We start from the raw sequence: 17,800 nt of genomic DNA, 5'->3' as shown, positions 1-17,800 counted from the left end.
GGCGGGGGCGCTGGCTGCTAAACGGTTTGACGGCAGCCGGTTCTGGCGTTGTCCTGTGCCCCTGCTGGAATTCGATCCAACGTTGAGAGGTGACTCGAGGGCACTAAGGCGCGTTCCCCGCCCCGGGGCTGTGTTGTTTAACGCCTTTGGTGTGATGAGCCGATGTAGAGATGGTCGTTGCCTGGGTCGCTCCGGTTCGAATACCAATTTCCCATCTACGTGGACTGTCTCTGGTCGGTTGGTCCCAGGCGACACTTGAATCTGCTAAAATTCCCCCCAGATTACGATCCAACCTACCGACTTTGAGCTGCCTCTATGATTAACACCCTCTGTTCCCTTCTCTTGCTATCTGTACTGGGGGCTCAGCCCGTTGAGGATTTGACCGTTCTCGACGGTGGGCGCCAAAACGCCCCACGCTGGATCGATTGGAACGATCCAGGCCTGATGATGGTGCATCATCTGAACGACTTGACCCGTGCGTGCCTGGCGACACGCGAAGCGGAGATTGGCAATTTGAAGAGCGCCGAAGCTTGGGAAAAACGTCAGGCGAAGGTGCGACGAACTCTCGATCAAATTCTTGGTCCTTGGCCCGCTCGATCACCACTGAATCCTCGAGTTACCGGTACGCTCCAAAAGGATGGCTACCGCGTCGAAAAGATTGTCTTTGAATCGATGCCGAATTTCCATGTGACGGGGGCGATCTTTATCCCCGAGGGGCACACCGGTCGTGGTCCCGCGATCTTGGATGTCATTGGACATTCGACTCAGGCATTCCGGCGCGACATCTACCAAAACGTGATTCTTAATCTAGTCCATAAGGGATTTGTGGTGTTCACCATCGATCCGCTTGGACAAGGTGAACGGTTGCAGTACTTTGATCCCCAGCGTGGCAAATCGAGCGTGGGCTCTTCGACTAAGGAGCACTCCCATGCCGGGGTTCAGTGTTTTCTGACCGGACGGTCTCTTGCCCGCTATTTCACCTGGGACGGTATTCGCGCGATTGATTACTTATCGACCCGCCCCGAGGTCGATCCGGCCCGCATCGGTGTCACGGGGCTATCTGGAGGGGGCACTCAAACCAGCTACATCGGCGCCGTCGATCCGCGGGTGCTCGCGGCGGCACCCACCGGTTTCATCACCAGCACCAGTCGGTTGTTGGGTTCCATTGGTCCTCAGGACGCGGAGCAGGTCTTTTATCACGGTCCGCTGTTGGGCATCGACCATGCGGATCTACTTGAAGTGCGAGCGCCAAAACCAACACTTCAAGTGACCACCACACGAGATTTCTTCAGTATCCAGGGGGCGCGTGAGACGGCCGCAGAGGTGCGTCAGGCTTTTGATATCCTAGGCCATCCTGAGCATTTCGATCAAATCGAAGACGATTTCGAACATGGCTTTACGAAGAAGAATAACGAAGCCACGTACGCCTTCTTTCAAAAGTCTTTGGATCTACCCGGAAGCGCCCAGGAAAACGCCTATCCGTTTTTGAGCGAAGCGGAATTGACCGTCACCGAGACGGGCCAGATTTCGACCTCACTTCAGAGTGAGACCGTTTTCAGTATCAACCGTCAAGAGGCGATGCCGCTGCTGAAGAAGCTAGACGATAGCCGCCAAGCATTGTCGGAGCATCTGCCCCGGGCCGTGCGTGAGGCGGAACAGTTGTCCGGCTACCGCAAACCCGAACCGACCATCGCTCCGGTATTCCGGGGGCAATACCAGCGAGAAGGTTACCATGTCGAAAAATGGGGAGTGCCCGGCGAGGGCCAGACAATCATTCCCACGCTGGTCTTTGCTCCGGATCAACCCACCGCACGGCCGGCTATTATCTATGTGCACGACAAGGGAAAGACCACCGACGCCGCTGCGGGCGGAACGATCGAAGAGCTAGTGCGAAGCGGCTACGTCGTCGCAGCCCCCGACCTATTGGGATATGGCGAAACAACCTACCGGTCCACGCAGGGACACGCTCCCGTACAACCCTTTTTCAATGCGTTGATGTCGGGGCGGAGCGTGGCTGGTATCAATGCGGGAGATGCCGTCCGTGTGTTGAAGTTTTTGCAGGATCGTGACGACGTAAAATCGGACGAAATCGGAGCCGTCGCCTTTGGGGATGTCGCTCCCGCTTTGTTGCATGCGGCCGCATTTGAACAAGAGATTCGATGGTTGGTGCTCGTTGATTCTCTGTTGGACTATCAGAGCATTGTGATGCACAAAGATTACGACGTGAACGCCAACTCGTTGGTGGCGGGTGCATTATCAGCCTACGATCTACCCGATTTGTTGGCCAGCATCACACCCCGACGTGTCGCTCTGTTGCAACCAAGGAACCACTTGCGAACCGCTGCTGTAAAGGCTGAGATCAATGCATCTCTCGACTTCGTTGAGCAGCACGCGAAGGATAAATTACGAGTCGAAACCGAGGAACGGGACGTCAAAGAGCTCATCCAGTGGTGCGTCAAACCCTAAACCGCCGTCCTTGATTGGGCCGATGGTTCCTCTTTCCGCATGCGGTCTGAAACGTGCCCGTGCATAGAGCATTTAATAAATTGACGCGGGATGCAGGGCCGGTTTCAACTGGCCCTGCTCCCGGTCTAAAAATGCTCTAGGTGCGCAATCGCCCCAGCTGATGCGACGGGTGATGCGACGGGTGATGCGATGGGTGATTGAGCCGGTTAGAAGGAATCCTTCGACCTCATTTTGGGTTCTCGCACGCGGCCGCTCGTCGGTTTGGTCGTGGGCGGACGAGATGCCCGCAAACGATTCATCCGCAAGACTTATCCCCCCCATGCTTCGCGGCCATCTGCGTCTGTGCCGCGTTCACCTCGCCGCTTTACGATTAGCGGCGGACACGTAGGGTGGGCGAACCGAAGAGTATTTGTCGAAGCGGGCGAGAGGGTCCGTCGTGTCGCCGGGAGTGTTCCAAAAGCCGAACCGTGTTGCCATACACATGGAGTGGTCGTCCTGGTCGTTGATGAATCGGCATGGCTTTAATCTGATCACGATAAGCCCCGGTGGGGACGATAATGGGACTCCAACCGGTCGATGCCGAAGTTTGAGGAGCAGTGATGGTAAGAACCAGGGACAGCAGAATTAAAAAAAGAGGACGTAACATGGAACCTTTCTCAGTGGAGTCGATCAATCGTCGCAGTGATCCTTACTTCCGCGACGCAATAGCCACCGAGCAATCCACATACCAATCTTCCTCCTGCAATAGGGTCAGGCAGGCATCCCCCGTAAACCGTGTTGCCGCACGCTAAGCCAGTTCCCCGACTCCTATCGGCAGGAAAGCGGGGTGGGGGGGGAGGGGGGGGGCGAGCACTGCGTATTCCCCACGGGTTTCATGCAGCGATCTTGGCCATCGTCGCTAACGCAATGGCATGACGGATTCGACGAACTCCCGCACCGCATGTGCCACCGAAGTTGAACGTCGTAGGCTCACGCATCTTCGCTCTCGGGTGGTGAATCTTCGATCGCATCATCAAGCTGCATCAAGAAGTGGTCCATTTCTTCGCTGTTTCGATAGGCCTGTTCTCGCCACTCCGTGGCGGTCAATTCAAACGCTCGCTGGCCAAGCCGCTCGACTTCCAATCGCGTACTTTGGATCACGACGCGGCCGTTGTGGTTGCTGTACCACTCCAAATAGAGACATCTCCGCCACTGGAACGGAGGTTTTTCGCCCTCCCGAAGACGCTGACCGAGTTCGTCGATGGAGAGCTCGAAGTGCTTGATCATCTGATCGGCCGTGATATCGCCGACGTGCCCCGATTGATCGCGACTGAGAAGCGAGTAGTCCGGTGGTTCGTCACTGCCAAAATGTTTGGGCGGATCGGGAGCGGTGCGGTGGATGCGAAACTTCCACCCAGCCAGATCGGGGTGACAATTACCAGCCAGTTTTAACTGCAATCGCTCGTCAATTCCATCAAGTTCCAACCAGCCGATGGTCCAGCCGTTCAGTGTGTTGTCGAGTTGGCCTGATGTTACGAGGTGTTCGGGTCGCCATGCCATTTCAATCTCTGAGTGAAAGGGAAGAACACCGTTGCCCATGAGTCTATCGCATACAGGAGCGGTTGGCGAAACATTTGAATCGAAGGGGGCAACAGGAACGTTGATTCAAGGGTTTCTTCAGGCAGAGGGCCAGCTTGAGTGACGTGGCGCATGTCCCAATGAGACGCGTTTCTCGCCCCCGATGCGCACCAGCGAAAAACAAGATCGTGGCGATGACCAAGGCAATCGAACGGAACGGCCGTTTGTACCGACGATTCGGTAGAGTGCATGAGTGAACGGCAAGTGCTTGGGACGAAGACACCCCGTGAACTAAATGGTTCACGCGCGCCGAGAAAACCTCATCTGAAAATTGGTCAACATCACTCCGCGACACTCGACTTGTTGTTGTTTGATTACGGCAAACCCCATCGACTCAAAGAATGGCTTCGCGGTGATACTCGCTTCGGTCCTCACGCACTGGCAACCTTGCTGCTCGGCATCGCGTAGCACTCGCTCTACTAAACCGCGAGCAATGCCTTGCCGTTGGTGATCGGCGGACACGTACAAACGGTCCAAGTGCCCCAGGCGGGTCATGTCGATGAATCCGACAATGATCTTTGCTTGGCATGCGACATAGGCGAATCGATCTTCAAAACGTCGGGCCCACGTCAGTAAGTCGACGTCCGGTGGCGCCCAAGCATTGATTTGCTCCGGCGAATAGTCACGGAGATTGACGCGATGGATGGTGTCGCGGAACAGATGCAAACATTCATCTGAGTCGGACGAGACGAAGGCACGAATGGATACGCTCCTATTGGCTCCCATCGCAAACTCCCGCCAACCACCGCACTGACTCGTGAGACTCGACCTGAAACCACTTCGCTGTCATATGTCCGCTCACAACGTGCAGCCTTGCAGTCGCCAAACGCTTTCGCTCTCCATCACGCGTTCCAATGAGCGGCGAACCGACCATGAACGGAACCGGTGAGAGGACCTCGGCTGAGTCAGTGGTAAGTCGCAAACAATCGACAGACGAAAACGCAGTCGTCAGCGTCGTTTATATTTGCATCCGCCAGTGCGGAGGCCATGAGCCCGCAAGTATAGATCGGGGCGATTTACAAGGCAAAGTCGATTTTGTTGTCTTCGGCCTTAACTTCTGCTGTAAGTTCCGATTGAGCGTTGTACTTGCTAGAGATTAACTCTCGCGTTGGCCGATTGGGTTCCCCGATATCCAACGTCGTAATCCGTACAAGATGATGGCCAAGCTTGGCCCCCTTGCTGTCTCCGATGTACTCAAGTTCATATTGCCCCTGGGCATTGGTCACTCCCGTCGACGGTCGCCCATTCTCAGGAATGAACGTCACTAACAAGCTTTCCGCGGGAGCGCCATCCACGGTAACCAGCCCAGTGACGAGCCCAAGATCGGGTTGATCGCTACGGCCACCGCACCCAACGACAAAAGCGGCAACCACCGCACACAAAATGGACAAGGTCTTAGGAGAATTCATGAATCGAAACTTTGGGGTGTTAATCGGACGCTGTCTCGCCCCGACCGTAGACTCTCATAGAGAATCGATGCTGGCACGGATTAGACGCGTCTCGGTGTTGGAAGACGTGGCGTGAAGCAAGCACGCCATGAGCAGGATGGAATTATGAATGAAGCATCAGCGAACGCCGGTTACGGAGTGGCTTTGCCATAAAATTGATGCAGGGCCTTGGCGAGGACTTCGCCGGTTTTTAGCGTTTCATCGAGATTCATGATGTGACCTCCCCCTTCGCAGCAAAAGGCGGAGACTCCAAATTGGATAAACGTTCCACTGCACCAAGTTGCTGGAGTGAGTTTCATCGACATGGCGCTGTACATTTTTTTGAATTGCCCATCTTTATCCGTCGCGGCCAAAATATCGCGTAGTTCCGTCCACGGGCCGACCTTGGTGCCCATGTCGGAGCCGGGACGGACCATCGGTTCGACGAGCGGACCATCCCAGGTGTGCATCGACCAAGTGGTGGTGACCGGGGTTTCCGAAGCCATCAATCGCTCGAGGTCGCGTTGCACGACAAACGATTCAAACGCCTGTTCCTCGACGCCCGATCCTTTTGCCGAATAGGATCGATTCATGTCGCGGCCCTGCGTATTGACGCGTCCCAACCCCGATGCGGGGCCGTCGACATTCATCTGGACGACAAAGTGCCACACATGTTTTTGCCGACATTCAGCACCCGCTTCGCTCAATAAGTAACGGATCATGCCGATCATCCGCCATTGGGCGTTGTATTCGTAGCAGTGTTGATTGACGAAGTGGTGTGCCCACCGTTTCGCGGGCGGCATTGGGCTTTTGGGGTCGGTAATCGTTAGACGGTAGATCGCCCTGCCTTCCGCGGACTTCCCGATTTCGTGCAGTTGGGCATCGGAATGTTGTTTAAACTCCTGCAGGAGTGCAACGCAGCGTTCGTAGGACAGCGGAACCTCACCACCGACATAGATTTTGTCTTGTGTGAATTCAGGGAAGACCAAGCTGACGTATTTTTTGCCGTCACGCTCGATGACCGTCCGCGGAACGGGACTCCATTCTTGTTGATCCGCTGACCAACTGACGAAGCCCCGCACGCCCTTTTCGTTCAGCCCCGAGGCGGATGAGGGAACCTCTAAATCGATCTGTAACGCATTCCCTTTTGCGTTGCTTTGGATGATGAACTGAACCATGTTCGTCCAACGCGGTTCTTCCGGTACCGATTTCAAGTGGATCAAGAAATGGTTGCTGCCCAACTTTTCAAGCGATGCACCCGCCGAGCCATACTCTCCTTCAAAATTGAAGTCCGTGACGTTCAATTCCGCTGCGACCGCGGGCGATGACAGGTAGCACGCCAGTAGGGCGACCGCAGCGAATAGCGGATGATTGTTTCTCTGGTTAACCATCGGGAAGACTTTTTGTTGTTCAGTAAATTGCGTGGATGTTACGTTCGGCAGGCTGCGGGATCGTTCGTGGTGGCTCTCGGCGAAACCGACCCGTCACGCATTGCAACGACGGGGGCACTCCAACTCGTGGCCTGGAACGCGTGATTGGACATCGAAATGAAGTCGAAAACGGGCAACCCTGTCGCCTGACGAATCTCGTTTGCAAACGGCGGCAGGTCGGTGCATTCGAGCAGGAACGCGCCAATTCGCCCTGGTTCGGCAACGCGGCATGCCAGCCGCACTAGGTCCCTGCGAAATAGGTCAATATCGATTTCTTCTTCGGGTGAGAAAATGATCTTGTTCCATTGTTCGTTGTCTTCCAAACCGATCACTTCGAGGCCCTGCATGCTGTGCACCCCGACGCTTTCAAAATGCCGCGAGGTCAACGAACTGCCGCTAGCCGTGATCACGGCAATTCCTTTGTCGGCGCCCAATATCGAACGGATGAAAGGAATTTGAAGCAGGCTTGACGTGAACACCGGAACGTTCAAGGCAGCAGCAAGTTCTTGCTGGAAGATTGCATTGAATCCACAGCTGGTTGTGATTGCCGTGGCTCCACAATCGATTAACTCCTGGGCGACCCCGATCATCGCTTGCACGATCCGAGGATCGGGCTTCAGGACCACCGATTGCATATTGGCGCCCGGCACCCGACGAAACAACACGGGACAGTTGTAGGAATCGGCGTTAGTGCTGTTACCGACCAGCATTTCGAGCTGTTGCAGGCCACGGGGACAACCCGCTTCCTGCCAACATAAAACCCCCAACGCAGCGTCCGCTTGCCGGCTGTTCTGTTGCTGCGACGCAAATTCACGGTTCATCATCAGTCGGGTCCTAATATTCGCCGATCACGTTGCCGTCGTTGCGGCTGGCGAGATTCTCATACGTGCGACCATCGATGTTCTCAGTCACGAACCCAACCGATCCATCCGCCTTAACAAAATGGCAGCCACCGGGATGCCAGCTACTAAAGTTTGCCGTACTCGCCCAACTTGGATTCGTCCCAGACGTGGCGTTGATCAGCGCCCCGATTCGAGCGTCGAAGTAGACGCCGCCCCAACGATTGGCACCAAAGTTACCTACCCAAACGCCGGCATTCTTATTCAGCGATTCCACTTCGCCAACGGCGAACGTATTGCTGAGTCCGTCGAGAATGTCTCGGAAGCGGACCTTGCTGTTGCCTGCAAACAGCCCATTAAACTGCGAGCTTTTGGCGTTGCTGTCGTGATAACCGCCCCCGGCGCTGGAGGTCGAATAACCGCTGCCAAAGACGCCGACATAGTTGGTTTTTGCGTGCCCGCCACGCTTTGTATTGATACTCGGCCCTGGATCCGACGGGCATTCGAAGACAGGCAATGGTGTGGTTGTCTGTACCGTCGTCACCGTCTCGCTGGTGCTGCCCCGATGTTGATTGAGCGTCTTTGTGCTGACTTCCATTGCATCGTACAAAGCCGACTGTTCCACGCCAGGCAAGATAGCGACCATCCAACCCCAGCCCGCCGTTGCGCTGGATTGGGTGCTTGAATCATCAACGAGCCCAGGTGGCAGTCTTAAAAAGGTGTCGTGGTAGTTATGCAATGCCAACCCGATCTGCTTGAAATTATTCGTGCAGCTCATCCGTCGAGCGGCTTCGCGGGCCGCTTGCACGGCGGGCAGCAGCAATCCAACCAAAACTCCGATGATGGCGATCACCACCAGCAACTCGACAAGCGTAAAGCCGCGTGTGCTGAGAGGATACGAACGGGACACACGTTTGTAAGTTGACATTGGCCTACCTTTGATTGATCGTCGAAAACAATGGATAAATGCGCCGCACAAATTGGCGGACGGAATCGAACTTTGCTCTACAGGCTGGAATCTCGTCCATTGTGCAGAGGTCTATAGTCAGCCCACGTAGCAAGCCTAAGATTGCCAACAACTTAAGACAATGATAAATTTGCGCAAAGTGACAGGCACTTTGCGCACGCCCAAAAAAGGAATGGGCGACCCAGAAAATATTAAAAACTTCTCTGGACATGCTTTTCCCGATCGACGTTTGCAAGTACGCTCCCTCCTTCCAACGATTCCCTTGAACGCAGTGGTTCGACAGCAACAATGCCAAACCAGCGAACCGATACGCCCGCGTCGCACGGTGAACGATCGGTGGCGATCCTGTTCGATCCCGAAGGGACTTGGAGTTTGGCCGCGATTGAAGGGATCGCCGAATACGCCACGCGACACGGAGGGTGGCGATTGTTGTGCGCGCCGCGTGATGCGCAAGGCAGGCTGCAATTGCCGCCCGGATGGCGAGGTGATGGGATCCTGTCAAGATTTCTTTCGCATCAGGCGCGGCGTCAACATTTGTCCTACAAGATCCCCATCGTCGATTTAGAAACGATCACGTTCGGAACCTATAATCCGTTGATTGCAAACGTCGTAACGGATGACGAGGCGCGTGCAGAGCTCATTGTGAAACACTTACTCTCGCTGGAGCGAGACAGAATCGCTTGCTTCAATCCGCCCCACCCCCAGTATTCTCAGAAACGGTTTGAGCAGGTGCAGGAGCATTTGCAACAAGCGGGGCAAGAGTGCGACCTTTTCTGGAAATACCAAGACAGAGTATGGTTTCGATATGATTGGGAGACTCAACAGAATCTGATTAAGACGTGGCTACTGAAGTTGCCCGCGGACACGGCAGTCTTCACCGCCGATGGCCGGCAAGGACGGTTGGTCACCGAGTGGTGTCACTTCTTGAAAATCCGCGTCCCTGACGACATCGCTGTCCTCACCGGAGATGATGACGGCCTGCTTAGTTCCATCTCGAGCCCGCCGTTATCCGGAGTGGTGCTGGCCTCCAAACAACACGGTTTTGAAGCGGCAGCCCTGCTCGACCAAATGATGGATGGGGCGGCGGCACCGAAGCAGCCGATCCGAATCAAACCGCTGCATATTTCGGTGCGTCAATCCACCGACATTTTGAACTACGATCGTCCCGAAATTGTGCAGGCGATTCGCTTCATCCGCCAGAACGCCAGCCTCGGCATCAATGTCTCGGATGTTTTGAACCACATACCGATTTCGCGGCGTTCGCTGGAACAACAATTCTTAGAGACGATTGGTCACACGTTGGGCCATGAAATTCGCAAAGTTCGGTTTGAGAAGGCACAAACTCAGCTGGCCAATACCGATATGACGATCGAACAAATCGCGGCATCTTGCGGATATTCCAGTGCATCGCAGCTTTGTCGGATGTTCCAAAAGATGCTGGGCGAAACACCGCTTTCCTACCGTAAACGAAAACAATAAACCTTTTTACAAACGACACTGAACAACGAAAGAGGAAATCACATGCAAATCGCAATTTTGGGATCGGGAAACGGCGGCTGTGCCATGGCCTTCGATTTTGCTCAACATGGTCACACGGTGCGGCTGTTTGACTTTGAACAGTTTACTGAAAACACGACCGCGATCAGCAAAAACGGCGGCATTCATTCTGAAGGTCAATTGACGGGGTTCGCGGCGGTGGAATACGCCGGCTCGGATATCGCCCATGTGCTAGAGGGGGCGGAGATGATCTTTGCCGTGGGTCCCGCGTACAGCACTCAACCGTTCGCCGAAGCGTGCAAACCGCACTTGCGATCCGGACAAACGGTTGTGATCTGTCCGAGCTCCTGTGGCGGCAGCTTTGAATTCGTCAAAGCGGCCGAGATCGATCTTGAAAATGGCGGGATCATTGTTGCCGAAACGTCCACGTTACCGTACGCCGTGCGAATCACGGAACCTGGGAAAATCCGTGTCTTTCTCAAACTACAAGCGGGAGTCTTCTTGGCGGCCTATCCTGCGAAGAACACGCTCGAGGTGCTGAATCAAATCCACGATGTCTATCCGTGCATCGCACCGGCGACCAACGTATTGCAGACCAGTTTGCAGAACGGTAACCCGGTTATTCACCCTGCGGTCACTTTGTTGAACGCGGCCCTGATCGAACGGACCGGCGGCGACTTCTTTTTCTACGAAGAGGGAGTCACCCCAGCGGTCGGTCGCTTGATGGCCGCAATCGACAAAGAGCGGATTGCGATCGGTAGCAAGTTAGGGCTGCAGATCATCCCGGATCCGGAACTTGGTTGTCAGCAAGGCTACATGCAGGTTGCTAACTATGACGAAGGCTTCTCAACCGCCAGGGGATTTGCCGGTATCAAGGCCCAACAAAAACTAGACAACCGCTACTTCCAAGAAGACGTGGGCTTCGGATTGGTCTTTCTGAAGTCGTTGGGAGAACAATTGGATGTCGATGTTTCCAACATCACAGCACTGATTCGGATCGTTTCGGTGCTGATGGAACGTGACTATTTGTCCGAGGCGCCACGGACCATGAGTCGCTACGGATTAGGGGAGCATTCGGCGGAGCAACTATCGCAGACGTTGGCGTAGTTCGAAGCAATTTCCGCCTATCGTGCGCGGATTCGGAACCAGAATGCACTGAATGAAAGGCAACCGACCTGTGGGTACTGAAGTAGAGATCGGATTTTTGTCGTTGCTGCCTGTGGTGGTGGCATTGGCCGTCGCGTTTGCCCTGAAAGATGCAGTCTTGTCGCTGTTGTTCGGATGCATCGTCGGCGTCGTTTTGGCGGGTTACGACCCAATTACAGGGTTGGCCCATCTGCTGCGGACATCGCTTGGAAACGATGACTTTATCTGGGTCATGCTGATCGAGTTGTCGGTCGGCATGCTGATTGCGTTTTACATCCGCGTCGGGGCGATGCAGGCGTTTACTGCTTGGGCGCTGCAGAAAGTCCGATCGCCGCGGGCGGCGACCGGCTTTGCTTGGATCTTGGGTGGTTGTGTGTTCTTCAGCGATTACTTCAGTCCCTTGTTTAGCGGCCCGATCACCCGTCCGCTAACGGATCGACACAAAGTATCGCGAGAGATGCTCGCCTATATCCTCGATTCCGGGAGCGCCCCGATCTGTACGTTGATCCCGATCAGCGGATGGGCGGTTTATATCGCCGCCCTGCTTCAAGGTTATGGGCCGGTCGATACGGCCGAACAAGGCATGACGGTGTTCATTCAGTCGATCCCCTACAACATCTACGGCTGGTTAACCGTGATCATGGCGGGGTTGATCGCATTCCGGATTTTCCCAAACTTCGGCCCGATGCGAAAAGCCGAGCGGCGAGCTCAAACAACGGGCAAAGTGCTCCGTGACGGAGCGACGCCATTGACGGGGATCGAATTCGACATGATCCCACCTAGCGATCGTGGCGCTCCCAGCCTGGTCCTCTTTTTCCTGGTACCGAATCTGATGATTGTTTGCATCTCGTTGGGGACGTTTTGGTTTACCGGATCGACGATGGTGCTGGAGGCTTTTCTCGCGGCAATCCTTTATATGGCGATTGCGATGGCGGTTGGCAAACATTTCTCCAGTGTCAAAGACGGCATGTCGGTCGCGCTCAGTGGTATGAAAGCCGTTCTGCCAGCGGTCTTGATTTTGGCCGCTGCGTATTGCATCAACTCGATCTCAAAGTCGTTAGGCGCTCCCCAGTTCGTGCTCTCGACCGTCGGGCCGTGGATGACAACCAGCTTGTTGCCGCTCGTCACGTTTGGCACGGCGGCGGTGATTTCATTTTTCACAGGCACGTCCTGGGGAACCTACGCCATCATGACCCCGTTTGTGATGCCGCTATCGCTTTCGTTGTCGGGTGATCTCGTTTCCGACAGTGTGCTGTTGACGATCGGGGCGCTGACCGGAGGCGCGTTGTTTGGCGATCACTGTTCGCCGATCTCCGATACCACTAGCTTGGCGTCGTTTGGCGCGGGCGCCGATCACATGGATCACGTTACCACACAACTTCCCTACGCGTTGTTAACCGCAACCATCGCTGGAGCAGCCTATCTACTTCTCGGGGATTACTTGATAGCAGCGATTTAAACGAGCTGCCGAAATCAGCGACGCCAAGGATGACTTTTGTATCCATCCCTCCGATGTTTCCTAGGGGGGCCGCCGACGCTGGTCGCCACTCCTCACAAGGGGACTCCCGCGACGTTACGCATAACCGCCCCGGGTGGCAAACCAAACCCGGGGCGTGTTGATACCGTCAGCGGCCAACCAAGTAGTCGCGACGCACCGCATCAGCAGTAAGATGGGAAGCAGGGACCCGATCAACGAACTCGACAAGGCGTCCATGATTCTGCCTTGTCGTTCTAGTTGTTTCGTCCTGGCCGTTTTCTCAGTTCACCGAGGCAACGCCTTTGACCGAGATGTGTTCGGCTCCCGCTTGGTTGTAGATCTCTTTTGCCCGCTCCACTTCTTCACTGTTTTCGACGCGAACCGAAATCAAGGCTCGTCCCTCCTTGAGATGCCCTTCGTATTCTTTGGCTTCATATTCGGAGAAGCCCAAACCGATCAAACCGCCTGTGAGTCCGCCTGCTGCCGAGCCAATCGCGGCACCTCCGAGGGCAGCCATGATTGGTCCCGCGGCAATAAACGGCCCGAGGCCTGGGATTGCCAACGCACCGATTCCGACGGCCCAGCCAAGGGCACCGCCGAGCAACAACCCGCTGCCAGCTCCGGTGGTCGCTCCTTCGGGCATTTTCGTGTTACCTTCCATGACGATCTCAGCTCCATCGTCGCCGTCGGCCATTACAAACGAGATCTCTGACTCTCGAAATCCGGCGGCACGCAGTCCTTCGGCAATCGCGATGGCTTCGAGCCGATTGTCGGCGATACAGAAAACGGCTTGATCGTGTGAATGTTCGTGATTCATTTTTTCACCTATCGTTTCAAAGGGTTGGATGTCTTTTTTTGGGGACAGCAGAGCGGTTATTCTTTCTCAACTTCAAGCAAATTGTTCACATTGCCTTCGCCGGCAATGCGTTTGGCGACTTCGGCAATCGAGTCGCGTTCCGTTTCGGACGCGACCGGACCGCGAAGCACGACCTTGCCTCGGTCCGTGATGATTTTCACGTTCCGCCCATTGATCGATAAACCGTCAATCTCGAGTACCTCCGAGCGAATCGTTGCGACTTGATCGATGTCCTCCGGCGCGTTGGACTGATCCATCGGCGTAATGGATGCTTCGCCGGCGTCGCGTTCGTTGACCGCTGTGTTATCTCGGTCCACACCCACCGTCGTAGGCGAGCTCGACTCGCTACGACATCCGCACAGCAGGACACACACGCCAACGATTACAAACTTCATTTTCATTACCAAGCTCCTCAACAAAAGACTAACCTTGGTTCACGTCGACGTTGTGGCGAAAGAAGTTCTAAGAGTCCTTCTTGGCCGCAGGGGTGTTCGTGGATTCTTCGATCGAAGAACCGTCCCCATAGCAATGCATTTCTCGGACCAAACTTTTTTCGAAATCGAGATCCGCATTGGGCCGGCGATTTCGCTCGATTCGGATACACCCATCTCTGACCGAAGCGATCAATCCCCGTTTCTCGATGGGGAGACCCGTTTCTTGGTGCGCAGAATTGATCCGGCGCTTCGATGATCCTCCGTGGATGATGCGTGAGATTGCGAGCGTGATATTGCGGCTTACGCGATCGAGTTTCCTCCTCTGCGAATGACAACTCGACGCAAAAGCGATCGATGAATTCATGCTCGAAACATCCCACTCACTCAAGGCTCCCCTACTCATTCATAGGCACCCTACTCACTCAAGGGCCCTGGGGATCGACATTTAGCAACTCGCGGAGCGTGAAGCCGTCAGGTGTTGGCACGCCAGTTGCCGCTAATTTGGCTACAAAGCTTGCTGTCATTCGAAAGGACTCGGGATTGGCGGGGCTGCGGCGGGCGATCCTGAATGCGAAGTTTGCCATTGACTGCAAAGCGGACTCGATGACGTCTGAGCGATCACGCCCGCGTGGCGTGAGCAGCCGCCGAGAATCTCCGCTGCAATCGATCCGCTGTTCGAGTCAGGTGACCATGGCGAAATTCGTTGAAGCATTCACTCGTTAACACGCCGTGGAGATCGCGAATCCTTCAGTTAGACGCAAGTTCATGCTGACTTCGAATCGATCATCTTGATCGCTCGAAACACGGTTGCGGACGATCCCAGCGGATGGGTGAACGTGCGGATTCGATCGATGAACTTCGGTGGGCTTGCAACGGTCGCCCTCGTTCGATGAAGCCATTTACCCGATCACCCCCCTAACTATCGCTACCCCCTTTAATTGGAGAAATGAAAGATGAGTACCCACGACCAATGCATTGAAGCGTGTCAACGTTGTGCGATTGCCTGTGAGCGTTGTCTAAATGCGATGATCGGTAGGAGCAGTGACAACGATTGCCCTACGTGTTGTCGCGAGTGTATCGACATTTGTCTGCTCTGCGCGCAGGCGACGGCTCGTGGAAGCCGGTTTTCGTCTGCGATCTGTGGATTGTGTGCCGACGCCTGCGAGTGGTGCGCGACGCAATGCGAGGCGCACGATCATGAACATTGTCAAAAGTGCGCCGAAGCATGCCGTGCTTGCGTGGAAACATGTCGTTCGATGGCGGCCTAAATGCCACGCGAAACATGGGAATACCATGCTTGCGATTCGATGCCCCTCGACTCATCGGGGACACGCTGTTCCGGGCGATGGTCTGATTCGACGCTGCCCCACGTGCGCGGCGGGGTTGCCCCCTAAAGGATGCTAAGCCAGTCGATTCAAGGCAAAGCGGTTGTAGCCCTGGTAATGCATCTGAACGGCCGGGGAACGTGGAAACCGCTGCGGCAACAAATCGTTACCGCTTACGCATCTCGATTCGGAATCAAGTTTATAACCCGAAGCGTCAGCGAGAAACCGAGTCGACCGTAAGGTTTACTTGCTGACGCGTCGGCTTACGAGATATCGAGGCAAGCTTGCTCAGATCACTGCGGCACAGGAAGTGCATACTTGGGCATCATCCTTGGCTGTAGCGAAATCCTCGTGACCGCCGAACCGAATAAAAACGCTTACTTCCATCAATGCTCCAGAGGTCCACTAATGCCACACGTACTGCCGCTGAAAACCTCCGACGCTCCAGCCGATTCTCAACCCATTCTAAAAGCGATTGAAGAAAAGTTTGGTCAATCGTTGAACATCTTCAGCACGCTCGCCTACCAGCCGGACGTGCTCGGCGGAACCACGCAGATCAATGACGGCATCCGTAACGATTTGCCCGAATTGCTGCGTGAACTTGCGTACTACAAGTCCTCGCAAGTCAATGGTTGTGAGTATTGCGCTCACTACCACAAGGGGGCCGCCAAGCAAGCCGGGGCCACCGATGAGCAAATCGCGTCCATCGATAATTACAATCACAGTGATGCGTTTAGCGATCAGGAGAAGACGGTGTTGGCGTATGCCGAACAACTGACCAAGACCGCGAAAGTGGACCCCCACACGGTCGCAAAATTAAAAGAGTTCCTCGACGACACCCAATTGGTAACCTTGGCGGCGACGGTCGCATTGGCAAATTTCACCAATCGGATCAATCATGGACTGGAGATTGAATTGCCATGAACGATTCGCACTTCGACCTGATCGTGATCGGCACCGGCCCCTCCGCGTCGACCGTCGCGAAGAAGACTCGTTCCGAGGGCAAACGAGTCGCAATCCTTGAATCGCGGGAGTTCGGGGGAACCTGTGCCCTGCGCGGTTGTAACCCCAAAAAAGTGTATGCCAACGCAGCCGACTTGTACGACCGAGCCTGGGGAGCGAAAGGCAAGTTGATCGAGTTTGATGGCGTGCGCATTGATTGGCAGAAACTCCATGCCTTCAAACGTGAATTCACGCAACCGGTTATAGAGAAATCGGAGCCATCGTACGCCGAGCTAGGGATCGCGACGTTTCACGGCCATGCCTCCTTCGGCGATTGGAATACCGTCTTGGTTAACGGCGAATCATTGACCGCCGAACGCATTTTTATTGGCGTTGGAGCCGCGCCTCGACCGCTCGATTTGCCTGGTGAAACGCGAGCGATTCGAAGCGACGATTTCCTCGAGTTAGTGGAGATGCCCGAGCGGGTCACTTTCATCGGCGGCGGCTACGTCTCGATGGAATTCGCCTGCGTTGCCGCTCGCTTCGGCGCCTCGGTGACGGTGCTACAACGTGGCCAGCAGGTTCTCACTCCGTTCGATCCCGACTTGGTTGCTCAATTGGTCCAGTACTCGGCCCAGCATGGGATCCAGACCCACACCTCCTCGACAGTCACCGCGATTGAAGACGCCTCGGACGGACGATCGGTGATCGTGCAGTACGAGAAATCGGATCAATCCCGGTCGGTGGAAGCCGACTTGGTCGTTCACGGGGCGGGCCGAGTTCCCAACCTCGACGGTATGAACCTGGAATTGGGGGGGATCGATTTTGGCGATAAGGGTATCCGGGTTGACGATTGCATGCGCAGCGTTAGCAACCCAATCGTCTACGCTGCTGGCGATTGCGCCGACACCGGTAAACCACGTTTGACGCCCACGGCAAACGAAGAGGCCCGCATCGTTGTGAAAAATCTGTTTGCCGAGAATCCTTCAGCTCAACCCCAGTACGGAGTCATTCCGCAAGTTGCGTTCACGGTTCCCTCGATTGCCGCGATCGGCATGTCACAGCAAGACGCGGAAGCATCCTACAACGTCGACGTGCGGCATGACAACACATCGTCCTGGGGCAGCGTACGCAAAACGGGGCAGCGGTGCGCGGGGTATAAAATCCTTGTCGATAAAGACACGGATAAGATTCTCGGAGCCCATTTGCTCGGCCCCGCATCCGAAGAGACGATCAACTTGTTCGCCCTTGCCATGAAATACGGCCTGACCGCGACCGACATCAAAGCAACGTTATTCGCGTTCCCGACATTTGCATCGGATGTGCGGCGGATGGTTTAGCGAACGTTGCCGAAGGATCTCCGTAGCATCGCGATGG

15 protein-coding genes are annotated in these 17,800 nt (G+C 55.2%); 7 read left to right on the top strand and 8 right to left on the bottom strand.

Going from position 1 to position 17,800, the window contains the following annotated elements:
- Positions 1-315: 315 nt before the first annotated feature.
- Positions 316-2,466, top strand: coding sequence for an alpha/beta hydrolase family protein (locus tag Pla52o_RS06900; RefSeq protein WP_146593860.1), 2,151 nt, complete (start codon positions 316-318; stop codon positions 2,464-2,466).
- Positions 2,467-3,435: 969 nt separating this feature from the next.
- Here Pla52o_RS06900 and Pla52o_RS06890 read toward each other — a convergent pair.
- The 6 genes from Pla52o_RS06890 to Pla52o_RS06865 all read right to left on the bottom strand — a co-directional run bounded on the left by Pla52o_RS06890 (position 3,436) and on the right by Pla52o_RS06865 (position 8,707).
- Positions 3,436-4,005 carry a hypothetical protein gene (locus Pla52o_RS06890; RefSeq protein ID WP_146593859.1) on the bottom strand — a complete coding sequence of 190 codons (570 nt, stop codon included), beginning with the start codon at positions 4,003-4,005 and terminating at the stop codon, positions 3,436-3,438.
- Positions 4,006-4,323: 318 nt separating this feature from the next.
- Entirely contained in the window at positions 4,324-4,809 is a 486-nt protein-coding gene (locus tag Pla52o_RS06885; protein WP_146593858.1) for a GNAT family N-acetyltransferase, read from the bottom strand.
- A gap of 290 nt (positions 4,810-5,099) precedes the next feature.
- On the bottom strand, positions 5,100-5,492 hold the full coding sequence (locus Pla52o_RS06880; protein ID WP_146593857.1) for a carboxypeptidase regulatory-like domain-containing protein: 393 nt from the start codon (positions 5,490-5,492) through the stop codon (positions 5,100-5,102).
- Positions 5,493-5,662: 170 nt separating this feature from the next.
- Positions 5,663-6,901: a M14 family zinc carboxypeptidase gene (locus tag Pla52o_RS06875; RefSeq protein WP_146593856.1), complete on the bottom strand. Its 1,239-nt coding sequence runs from the start codon at positions 6,899-6,901 to the stop codon at positions 5,663-5,665.
- Positions 6,902-6,939: 38 nt separating this feature from the next.
- A complete protein-coding gene (locus Pla52o_RS06870) occupies positions 6,940-7,764 on the bottom strand; it encodes an aspartate/glutamate racemase family protein (RefSeq protein WP_197169058.1) in 825 nt (274 codons plus the stop codon).
- A gap of 10 nt (positions 7,765-7,774) precedes the next feature.
- Positions 7,775-8,707, bottom strand: coding sequence for a DUF1559 domain-containing protein (locus Pla52o_RS06865; protein WP_146593855.1), 933 nt, complete (start codon positions 8,705-8,707; stop codon positions 7,775-7,777).
- A 327-nt stretch (positions 8,708-9,034) separates the two neighbouring features.
- On the opposite strand from Pla52o_RS06865, the gene Pla52o_RS06860 reads away from it, so the two are divergent.
- The 3 genes from Pla52o_RS06860 to Pla52o_RS06850 all read left to right on the top strand — a co-directional run bounded on the left by Pla52o_RS06860 (position 9,035) and on the right by Pla52o_RS06850 (position 12,848).
- Positions 9,035-10,225 carry a substrate-binding domain-containing protein gene (locus Pla52o_RS06860; RefSeq protein ID WP_146593854.1) on the top strand — a complete coding sequence of 397 codons (1,191 nt, stop codon included), beginning with the start codon at positions 9,035-9,037 and terminating at the stop codon, positions 10,223-10,225.
- Between the two features lie 42 nt (positions 10,226-10,267).
- Positions 10,268-11,350 (top strand): NAD/NADP-dependent octopine/nopaline dehydrogenase family protein, encoded by a 1,083-nt coding sequence (locus Pla52o_RS06855; RefSeq protein ID WP_146593853.1) that lies wholly within the window; start codon positions 10,268-10,270, stop codon positions 11,348-11,350.
- 70 nt (positions 11,351-11,420) lie between these two features.
- Positions 11,421-12,848: a Na+/H+ antiporter NhaC family protein gene (locus Pla52o_RS06850; RefSeq protein ID WP_197169057.1), complete on the top strand. Its 1,428-nt coding sequence runs from the start codon at positions 11,421-11,423 to the stop codon at positions 12,846-12,848.
- 298 nt (positions 12,849-13,146) lie between these two features.
- Here Pla52o_RS06850 and Pla52o_RS06845 read toward each other — a convergent pair whose 3' ends face one another.
- A complete protein-coding gene (locus Pla52o_RS06845) occupies positions 13,147-13,683 on the bottom strand; it encodes a hypothetical protein (RefSeq protein ID WP_146593851.1) in 537 nt (178 codons plus the stop codon).
- Positions 13,684-13,739: 56 nt separating this feature from the next.
- The gene (locus tag Pla52o_RS06840; RefSeq protein ID WP_146593850.1) at positions 13,740-14,123 is read right to left on the bottom strand and encodes a BON domain-containing protein; all 384 of its coding nucleotides are present in this window, start codon (positions 14,121-14,123) and stop codon (positions 13,740-13,742) included.
- A gap of 986 nt (positions 14,124-15,109) precedes the next feature.
- On the opposite strand from Pla52o_RS06840, the gene Pla52o_RS27835 reads away from it, so the two are divergent.
- From Pla52o_RS27835 to Pla52o_RS06825, 3 genes are all read left to right on the top strand, one after another.
- Positions 15,110-15,424 carry a four-helix bundle copper-binding protein gene (locus tag Pla52o_RS27835; protein ID WP_146593849.1) on the top strand — a complete coding sequence of 105 codons (315 nt, stop codon included), beginning with the start codon at positions 15,110-15,112 and terminating at the stop codon, positions 15,422-15,424.
- Positions 15,425-15,889: 465 nt separating this feature from the next.
- Positions 15,890-16,405 carry a carboxymuconolactone decarboxylase family protein gene (locus Pla52o_RS06830; protein WP_146593848.1) on the top strand — a complete coding sequence of 172 codons (516 nt, stop codon included), beginning with the start codon at positions 15,890-15,892 and terminating at the stop codon, positions 16,403-16,405.
- Entirely contained in the window at positions 16,402-17,763 is a 1,362-nt protein-coding gene (locus tag Pla52o_RS06825) for a dihydrolipoyl dehydrogenase family protein (protein WP_146593847.1), read from the top strand. The genes Pla52o_RS06830 and Pla52o_RS06825 overlap by 4 nt, the downstream gene beginning before the upstream one ends.
- Positions 17,764-17,800 lie beyond the last annotated feature (37 nt).

The organism is Novipirellula galeiformis (genome assembly GCF_007860095.1).
Classification (GTDB): Bacteria; Planctomycetota; Planctomycetia; order Pirellulales; family Pirellulaceae; genus Novipirellula; species Novipirellula galeiformis.
Note: the sequence above shows the minus strand (reverse complement) of the source record. Positions and strands in the feature narration are given on the sequence as shown.